The following is a 9,437-nucleotide window of genomic DNA, read 5'->3' on the forward strand; positions in this document are numbered from 1 at the left end:
TGATAACTGTTAAATATTGGTAGTTGTTTTCTAAAAATTTACAGATTTTTCTCAAGTTATCTAGTCAAATGCCGCCTAATATTGCCATACTTCATAAAGAAAACATCTAAAGCGTTTTTAAATGAACGAAAAAATAAAGAAGAATACAGTTAGAAGTGTTACAGAAGACACTTAATCCATTAATTTACCACTAATAATTGAGAGTTAGGTATTATAGTCTGATTCGCCTGTTTTTCCCAAAGTGGATTCACCAAGTATTATTCAATAAAGTGTGAGGAAGTCTGTGACCATTCAAAGAGGTTCGGCGTCAAAAAGCCATTCTAAGTCTCGCTCCAAATCTGGTGGTAGAAAGGTCAATCGTTCCAAATCTAGACGGTGGCTATGGTTTTTGCTCGGTATGGGTGGTATCGCGCTCATGTCAGCCACAGCAGGAGCATTACTGTCCTTAAGCAGTACACCTCTGATGCAAGCCAATTTGAGTGCGGATGAGGCCGCTGTTTTTGATGGCGATCGCATTTCTGGAGGAGGACTGCGATTCTCAGAACTAACTCGCCCCGTGAATATCCTAGTTATGGGTATGAGCGTACTACCGCCAGATGTCCAAAATGCGCCAGAAGAAACCAAATCTTTGGGATATTTACCTCAGATTAATTCCTTTGATGGTCTTTCTGACGTCATTCTCTTGATCAGATTTGATCCAGAAACTAAAAAATTAGTCTTGCTTTCCATCCCTAGAGATACCCGCGTGGAAATTGAAGGACATGGAAAGAAAAAAATTAATTCGGCCAATGCTCAGGGTGGACCTGCTTTAACTGCCAAAACCGTTAGTAATCTCTTAAATGGAGTAGGAATTGATCGCTACATTCGGATCAACATTTTGGGAGTTGCCAAGCTGATTGATGCTTTAGGAGGGGTAAATATTGACGTTCCTAGAGATATGAAATATCAAGATGATTCGCAGCATCTTTACATCAATCTCAAAAAAGGAAAACAGCATCTCAATGGTGATCAAACACTGCAATTATTACGTTTTCGCCATGATGAAAACGGCGATATTGGTCGGATTCAACGACAACAGAAGGTGATCCGAGAATTGATTGAGCAAACTCTCAATCCTACAACGCTGACAAAATTACCCAACATTCTCAACGTAGTTAAAGAACACATTGATACTAACTTGACAGTCGAAGAATTAGCAGCATTGGTTGGTTATGGAGTCAGAACAAATCGCTCTAATGTTTCGCAGTTGATGTTGCCCGGTCGGTTTAGCGAAAATGGAGAGTATAAGGCGAGCTATTGGATACCAGATAGCGATCGCATTACGACCACGATGGCACAATATTTTGATATACAATCGTCTGACGAACAACAAGCAGTAGATCCAACATACCTACGAGTAGCAATTCAAGACAGTACTGGCAGCGATAACACTAACCTCCGACCACTGATAAAAAACTTGCAAAAAGCTGGTTATCGCAATGTCTACATAGCTAAAAGCTCTGGTGAACCATTGGAAGTCACTCACATCGTTGCTCAACAAGGAGATGGTAACAGCGCCGAATCAATTCGTAACAGTTTAGGATTTGGAGAAGTAAGAGTAGAAAGTACTGGTAATTTATCTTCTGATATCAGTATTCAAGTAGGTAAAGATTGGTTAGAGCAACAAAGCTTATTTGACCGACCAATTTCATATTAATAAGGCAGTCCTGGTAAAAAATTTTACCACTAACCATGAAAATAGGACTCCTCCTACACCCCTACACCCACTTTCAACTTAGAAATCAGAAGGCTGGAAGAAGTAGGAAGAACAAGCATTTTTAGTTAAAGACTAAATTTTATTTGCTGATCCATTACTCATTTTCCGAAGTTTGAATTCTTGTTCTTTCCCATATCCAGTCCTGCAAAATCGGATTGACTACCTCCGGGGCTTCATCTTGGGGACAATGTCCTACGCCTTCTAAAGGTATAAACTTTTGCACTTGTGGAAAGTTGGCTAAATCTCTACCTAGCTCAATTGGTTCCCAGCGGTCAGCTGTTCCCCATAAAATAATTGCTGGGCAAGGCAATTGAGGTAAAAGGTCTTCTGGTAGGGGGCCTTGGGAATAAGAAGTAAAAGCAAGAAACACTGCTGCTGCACCTGGATCACTAGCAGGAGAGGTGAGAATGTCTACAAGCTCTTCTGTTACCATTGCAGAATTAGCATAAGCTTGTAGTAGAACTTTACGTACAGTTTTAGGTTTGGCAATTTGATAGAAAAAAAATTCACCAATTGGTTTAAAAGATAATACACGTTGTAAAAGCGGCGCTCCTACACGACGTGACCAAGGTAAACTTTGGCGTTTACGATCATGTAATAGCCGCAAAGAGCAGTTGAGTAATGCTACTCCTAGAGCAATATCAGGGTTGCTTACAGCTGCTTGCATCGCTACAATACAACCAATCGAGTTGCCAACCAAAAAAGCAGATTCTCCCACCACTTCACGGCAAAAATCAGCTATTTGTTGTCCCCAAGTTTCAAATGTATAGTTGATACTTTTACCAGGTTCAGGTTTTGCTGAAGCACCAAAGCCAATCAAATCAATTGCATAAACACGACAATTTTGTGCCAGTTCTGGCATGTTTTTTCGCCAGTGCCACCATGAAGCTCCAAAGCCATGCACAAAGATTACCGCTGGACCAATACTTCCTTGAGATTGATAGCAAATAGAAAAGCCTTGCCAAATCCAGGTTTTTGTTGGAGTAAATGCGATCGCAGAAGTGGAGGAAGCCATGGGTATTTAATGAAATAAGATGAAAATTTGGAAAAATGCAGATATATTTATACTGACTATTTTCACAAAAATTTATATTTTATTACAACTCGACAATATTATACTGCTGCTTTGATTCTGAGACTTGAGTAATCTAAATTCAGTAGTTTCACAATTAACAACAGCGAAACTGGCTTATAAAATAGTCAAAACATAAAACATTTCCTTTAAAGGTGTGTTCTTAGTTCCTGCGAGTCAGAAAATATGAATCAAGTAGAAACAAATAATACTCCTGTAGGAAGTTATGCACCCGATTTTGAACTGCCTGGAATTGATGAGCAAGTACATCACCTGAGCCGTTACTTAAATAAATTTCTTGCCGTTGGCGTCATTTCGATGTCCAATAATTGTCCCTATGTAAAATTGTATCTAGATAGGCTGAAAAAAATTCAACTAGAGTTTTACAAACAGGGTTTTACAATCATTGGCTTGAATGGTAACGATGCCACTCAGTTGACAACAGAAGATTTTGAAAGCATGAAAGCTTTTGCAAAAGTCAACGAGTTAAATTTTCCCTATTTGTGGGATTCGACTCAAGATGTAACTCGTAGTTTTGGTATTAGCAAAACACCAATGGCTTTTTTAATCGACACACAAGGTGTAGTTCGCTACAAAGGAATGATAGATGATCATCCGTACCACCAATCAAATCTGACGGGTAACTATCTCACAAAGGCGATCGCATCACTCATTAAAGGTCAAGAAATTTATCCTCAAGAAACTGAACCTACAGGTTCCTATGTGATATGGCGTAACTAAAAGATAAAGGGTTTATACCATTTTAGATTTTGGATTACCCTCTCCTTATAAAGAAGAGGCTATTAGGCTTGTAGACGCGGAGCAGCGGGCGTGTAGGTAACTGCTTTTTGGATTCTAGATTTAGATTTAATCCAAAATCCAAAATCTAAAATCCACGCCTTGTCTCGGTCAAGTACTAGAGACAGATAGTCACACTACTGTTATCTTTAATTGGAGGTAATTAGCATATTTTTTGATAAAGCGTAACTTCATGGGAACAAATTACCGACGGGTTTTACTTAAACTAAGCGGTGAAGCCTTAATGGGCAACATGGGCTATGGAATTGACCCAGAAGTGGTCAAAGAAATCGCCCAAGAAGTAGCAGAGGTAGTAGCCACTGGTGTTCAAATCGCCATCGTCGTTGGCGGGGGTAATATATTTCGTGGTGTCAAAGCGGCATCGGCGGGGATGGACAGGGCAACAGCTGACTACATTGGTATGATTGCCACGGTAATGAATGCCATGACGCTGCAAGACTCACTAGAGCGAATAGGGGTACAGACGCGAGTACAAACCGCGATCGCCATGCAAGAATTAGCTGAACCATATATCCGTCGTCGTGCCATCCGTCACCTAGAAAAAGGGCGGGTGGTTATTTTTGGCGCGGGTTCTGGTAATCCCTTTTTCACAACCGATACCACTGCTGCTTTAAGAGCCGCAGAAATTGAAGCCGAAGTTATTTTTAAAGCTACTAAGGTAGACGGAGTGTACGACGCTGACCCACATATCTATCCTGATGCCAAACGTTACAATAGTCTGACTTTTGGACATGTTTTGGCAAAAGATTTGCGGGTAATGGACAGTACCGCGATAGCCTTATGTAAAGAAAATAATATCCCAATTCTTGTTTTTGACTTGGGCGTACGGGGTAATATCCATCGCGCAGTCATGGGAGAATCTATCGGCACCCTTGTGGGAGGTACTTGTGAAATTAGCTGAAGCTGAAAGTACAATGCAAAAAACCATTGAGGCGACTCAACGAGCTTTTAACACGATTCGTACTGGTCGCGCCAATGCCAGCTTGTTAGACAAAGTGACAGTGGACTATTATGGTGCATCTACACCTCTGAAATCACTTGCTAACATCAGTACACCAGATGCTACAACGATATTGATTCAGCCTTATGATCGCAGTTCTTTAAACCTGATCGAAAAGGCTATTTCTATGTCAGATGTGGGTTTAACCCCCAGTAACGACGGTTCTGTCATTAGACTGAACATTCCCCCACTGACAAGCGATCGCCGCAAAGAATTAGTAAAAATTGCTGCTAAGTATGCTGAAGAAGGTCGTGTTGGCATTCGTAACATTCGCCGCGATGCCCTAGATACCATTCGCAAAATGGAAAAAAATTCTGAGGTATCCGAAGACGAAGCACGTGATCAGCAAGATAAATTACAAAAACTGACGGACAAATACACTGCCAGAATCAATGAACTATTGGCAGAAAAAGAAAAAGACATCACTACCGTCTAATCCAATTACTAAGTAAAAGGTAAAAGGTAAAATCGGGACAATAGTTTTTTACTTTTACCTTTTTTTTTACCTGACTTATAAATTTTGGTAACACCATCTAAACATAGAGTCCACAACTCAAAAACCAACTAATTCAAAAGCAAACATCTAGAACTTTATGTACGACTGCATCATTGTCGGTGCCGGTCCAGCCGGTGGAACAGCAGGGTATCATCTAGCCAAGCAAGGGCGCTCTGTATTAATTCTGGAAAAAGCATCTCTACCAAGATATAAACCTTGTGGTGGTGGCGTGTCACCTGCGATCGCCCAGTGGTTTGACTTTGACTTTAGTCCAGCAATTTCCATCAAAGCAGACACTATCCGCTGTACTTGGAAAACAGGCGACCCAGTAGAAGCGAAACTAGAAACTCCCGAACCAGTATGGATGGTACGACGTGATGTTTTCGACCACTTCCTAGTACAGCAAGCACAAAAACAAGGAGCAGAACTCAAAGACAACACAGAAGTCACTGGTATTGAGTTTAAAAGTGACCATTGGCAAGTGAATACAGCTAATGGTTCGGTGATGGGTAAATATTTAATTGCTGCTGACGGTGCCAAAGGATCAATGGCGAAATGGCTCGGTTTCAAAGAACGTAAACGTCGTCTCGCAGCAGCCTTAGAAGCAGAAGCACTAGCCACAGTAGAAAATGGTAATATTGCCCATTTTGAATTTGGTCTGGTGAAAAATGGCTATCTCTGGAATTTCCCCAAAGCAGATGGTTACTCTGTTGGTGTTGGTACATTTATTGGTGGTGAACCCCAAGACTTTAAGAAAATTTTGGATGAGTATGGCAACTCCTTTGGTTTGGATATAAAAACCTGTCAGCAATATGGCCATGCTATTTGCCTGTGGAATGGTGAACAAAAACTGCATACTGAAAATGCAGTTTTGGCAGGGGAAGCAGCTTGTGTAGTTGATCCTTTTACCGCCGAAGGTATTCGTCCTTCAATATTTAGTGGTTTAAAAGCATCAGAAGCGATCAACAAAGCCCTCTCTGGTGACATCAACGCTTTAGAAACATACTCAGATATCATTAATGCCGAATGGGGTAGTGATATGGCTTGGGCGCAAAAATTAGCTGGTCTATTCTATCGTTTTCCTGGTGTCGGCTACAAAGTAGGCGTCAAGCGTCCCTCTGCACCTCAAATCATGGGTAAAATCCTGTGTGGAGAACTGCGCTACAAAGATGTGGCAGGTCGTGCGATCAAACGCTTGACTCCATTTGGTGGTTAGTCAAGGGTCAAGGGTCAATTGTCAATGAACATTTACTATTAAAGAGGGAACTCTTAACGGGCAACTCTTAACAGGGGGTAACAGAAAGGGGGATTTACACCCCACCTGAAACATACCACTTATAGAAGTGGGGGTCTCTTACTCCCAGATAGGGAACAGGAAATAGGAAAAACTGTTAAGAGTTCCCTATTAAGAGTTCCCTTCTTCGATGACTCTTGACTCTGGACTCTTGACTCTTGACTCTTGACTATTGCCACAATCGTCTGCCACTTTTGCCTTGTAGTCTTTGATGAGTATCCTTCAGTAAGGTAGGAATATCTAAGTTTTGCGGACACTTTGGCAAGCAGTCACCACAGTCTGTACAGCGATTTGCTTTCATTCCAGGAAACCAGTGACCGGCGTTTTCAAACATTCCATAACGATACTGTCCATAATCTTTCATGTCATAGGCTACTGCCAAATTTCGCAGCCGCAGCACTTCTGGAATGTTAATATTTTCTGGACATGGTAAGCATTCATAACACTGATTGCATAAATCAGTACCTAAAGCTAGATTTTGATGATTTTCTAAATGTTCAAAAACTTTAATTTCCTCATCAGTCAATTGCCCATCTTGGTCAGCAATTTCTAATGGTTGAGTTAATTCTTCAGGAGTTGCTGGTCCGACACTCAAGGTAGTAATACGGGGGTCAGTTAGTAGAAATCGATAATTTAATTCTAGAGGCGAGAAAGGATGACACAAGTCAACTAGAGTAGGGGGTGGAGTGTAAAGACGTCCACCCTTATCCGCAGGGGAAATAATAAATATGCCCATGTCTTTAGCTGCTGCTAGTTCAATGACTGGGGCATGACGCTGAAAAAAATAGTAGTAGTGCAGATTGACAAATTCAAAAAAATCTGTATTGATAACCGCTAGAATTAGATCTAAGGAACCGTGGGTAGAAAAACCAACGTGTCGAACACGACCATCAGCAACGGCTTCTTGTACAGCTTGCATACAGCCATCTTTGGATTTAACCCAATTGAGATGTTCCCAAGTATTTAAACCGTGAATCCCCAAGCAATCTAGATATTCTAAATGCAATTTTTCTAGAGATTCATCGATGTACCGACGCATAGTATCTGCATCTACCGTGGGAGGGATTTTGCTTGTAATGTGAACCTGCGAACGAGGTATTGGCAACCCCAAGGCGATCGCCTTACCAAGATACTCCTCACTTTTGCCGTAACCTCTAGCAGTTTCTATATGATTAATTCCCAGCGCTATAGCTGTTTGAATTGTTTGCCATACATTTTCTGGTGAAGCTAAATAGCGCATTGTCCCCAAGGAAAATACCGAAAGGCGTAGTTCGGTTTTTCCAAAGCGTCGGTATCGCATTTAGTGAATTTTGGATTTTAGATTTTAGATTTTAGATTGAGAGCTAAGAACTGGTTGATAGTTTTTGTGCTTAGGTATACATACAAGCTTAATCCAAAATCCACAATCCAAAATCCAAAATTGTTAAGATTCGTCATTGCCAAAACGCTTAATCAAATCTTCAGGACGGAGATTAGAAATAAATTCGCGAAATGCCTCCTGTTCAGCTTCATCGGCATCGCGATCTACGGGTATAGATGCATCGGCTATTACCTCTTCCATGACCCAAATAGGCGCATTTGTACGGAGAGCAACAGCGATCGCATCGCTAGGACGGGCGTCAATTTCTTTTTTGACTTCGCCTTGTTTAATAATCAAAGCTGCATAAAATGTATCCTTTTGTAGGGAATGAATAATCACACGCTCTAGAGTCATATTCCACGTCTCCAGAATATTTACAATCAGGTCGTGGGTTAAGGGTCTAGGGGGCTTCTGATTCTCCAGTGCGCCCATGATTGCCCTAGCCTGTTCCTGACCGATATAGATAGGTAAAGCACGCCGATCTGTAGCATCTTTTAAAAGTACAATCGGACTGCGGGTTATGGCATCTAATGCTATGCCAGCGACTTTCATTTCAATCATTCGCTAGACCTCTAGAATCCTTTGAGCGTTAGAGGAATTTGTAACAAATCATACTCTTGACTAGTCAAGATTGGGGTTATCAAAAACATAAGTCTTGTTCTCTATAATTGCTTCTATTAAACTCCCAAATGGTTGTGAACACCAGAGTAAGTCAATTTAGTTTTTTTCCGCAATAATGTAATTATCTAAATAAGTCTTATCTTTATTGTAAATGTATTGAAATGTTGATACAAAAAATAGTTAAAAAGTATACTTTTAACTCTACTATTTTTGTGAAAATCACCAACTAAATTTTAGTTAAAATCAAGCAATAATTTGAGTTCTATAGAGAAAAGAGACGTGTTTACAGGAATAATTCAGGCATTAGGAACCATAAGACCCTTAGAGGGTGATTATTGGCAAATTACTTGTGTTAAACACCCATGTGAAATCATCATGGGAGACTTGAGTTACGGTGACAGTGTTGCAGTAGATGGTATTTGCTTAACTGTGGAAGAAATTTTAAAAGATGGTTTTATCGCCACAGCATCACCGGAAACCCTGCGCCGTACAACTTTAGGAAAAGAGCAAACAGAACCGAGATATGTAAATTTAGAAACTTCCTTACGAGTAGGTGGCAAAGTCGGCGGTCATTTTGTGATGGGACACGTGGATGGAATTGGTTGTATCGTTTCGGCACAACAGACAGCAACCGCTTGGGAAATGACTTTTACCGCTCCTGATGCGATCGCTCATTATATTGTTCCCAAAGGCAGTATAACTGTGAATGGTATTAGCCTCACAGTAGCTGATTATAATCCAGAAATTTCTCAGTTTACAGTCGCGGTCATTCCCCTAACCTATGCCGAGACAAACCTCCGCTATCTAGTCAACGGCAGTTGGGTTAATCTCGAAGGTGATATTCTCGGCAAATACGTAGAAAAATTCCTCAAATTTCCGACAAAAACCAATTATGAGGAAATCACACCTGCATTTCTAGCTGAAAACGGGTATTTGTGATGGGGCATGGGGCATGGGGGATTGGGCATGGGGCATTGGGCATTGGGCAGTGACCCTTGACTATTGACTATTGACTAACA

General features: G+C 40.9%; 9 protein-coding genes. 6 read left to right on the forward strand and 3 right to left on the reverse strand.

The window, feature by feature from the left end; genetic code table 11:
- Positions 1-283 precede the first annotated feature (283 nt).
- Positions 284-1,696 carry an LCP family protein gene (locus B4U84_RS20675; protein ID WP_026081932.1) on the forward strand — a complete coding sequence of 471 codons (1,413 nt, stop codon included), beginning with the start codon at positions 284-286 and terminating at the stop codon, positions 1,694-1,696.
- 154 nt (positions 1,697-1,850) lie between these two features.
- On the opposite strand, the gene B4U84_RS20680 is transcribed toward B4U84_RS20675, so the two are convergent.
- Positions 1,851-2,771, reverse strand: coding sequence for an alpha/beta fold hydrolase (locus B4U84_RS20680; RefSeq protein ID WP_017311042.1), 921 nt, complete (start codon positions 2,769-2,771; stop codon positions 1,851-1,853).
- Between the two features lie 243 nt (positions 2,772-3,014).
- On the opposite strand from B4U84_RS20680, the gene B4U84_RS20685 reads away from it, so the two are divergent.
- The 4 genes from B4U84_RS20685 to B4U84_RS20700 all read left to right on the forward strand — a co-directional run bounded on the left by B4U84_RS20685 (position 3,015) and on the right by B4U84_RS20700 (position 6,359).
- Positions 3,015-3,569: a thioredoxin family protein gene (locus B4U84_RS20685; RefSeq protein ID WP_044450918.1), complete on the forward strand. Its 555-nt coding sequence runs from the start codon at positions 3,015-3,017 to the stop codon at positions 3,567-3,569.
- 250 nt (positions 3,570-3,819) lie between these two features.
- Positions 3,820-4,548, forward strand: coding sequence for a UMP kinase (pyrH, locus tag B4U84_RS20690; protein ID WP_017311044.1), 729 nt, complete (start codon positions 3,820-3,822; stop codon positions 4,546-4,548).
- A complete protein-coding gene (gene frr / locus B4U84_RS20695) occupies positions 4,535-5,083 on the forward strand; it encodes a ribosome recycling factor (protein ID WP_016861321.1) in 549 nt (182 codons plus the stop codon). Before pyrH ends, frr begins: the two co-directional genes overlap by 14 nt.
- Positions 5,084-5,240: 157 nt before the next feature.
- Positions 5,241-6,359 (forward strand): geranylgeranyl reductase family protein, encoded by a 1,119-nt coding sequence (locus tag B4U84_RS20700; protein WP_131120423.1) that lies wholly within the window; start codon positions 5,241-5,243, stop codon positions 6,357-6,359.
- 247 nt (positions 6,360-6,606) lie between these two features.
- Here the strand turns inward: B4U84_RS20700 and B4U84_RS20705 are convergent, their stop codons facing one another.
- Positions 6,607-7,737, reverse strand: coding sequence for an aldo/keto reductase (locus B4U84_RS20705; protein ID WP_131120424.1), 1,131 nt, complete (start codon positions 7,735-7,737; stop codon positions 6,607-6,609).
- Between the two features lie 123 nt (positions 7,738-7,860).
- Entirely contained in the window at positions 7,861-8,358 is a 498-nt protein-coding gene (locus B4U84_RS20710; protein ID WP_017311048.1) for a bifunctional nuclease family protein, read from the reverse strand.
- 339 nt (positions 8,359-8,697) lie between these two features.
- Here B4U84_RS20710 and B4U84_RS20715 point away from each other — a divergent pair, with 339 nt between their 5' ends.
- Positions 8,698-9,357 carry a riboflavin synthase gene (locus B4U84_RS20715; protein WP_026081933.1) on the forward strand — a complete coding sequence of 220 codons (660 nt, stop codon included), beginning with the start codon at positions 8,698-8,700 and terminating at the stop codon, positions 9,355-9,357.
- The last annotated feature ends 80 nt before the right edge of the window (positions 9,358-9,437 follow it).

Source organism: Westiellopsis prolifica IICB1 (genome assembly GCF_004323185.1).
Lineage (GTDB): Bacteria > Cyanobacteriota > Cyanobacteriia > Cyanobacteriales > Nostocaceae > Pelatocladus > Pelatocladus prolificus_A.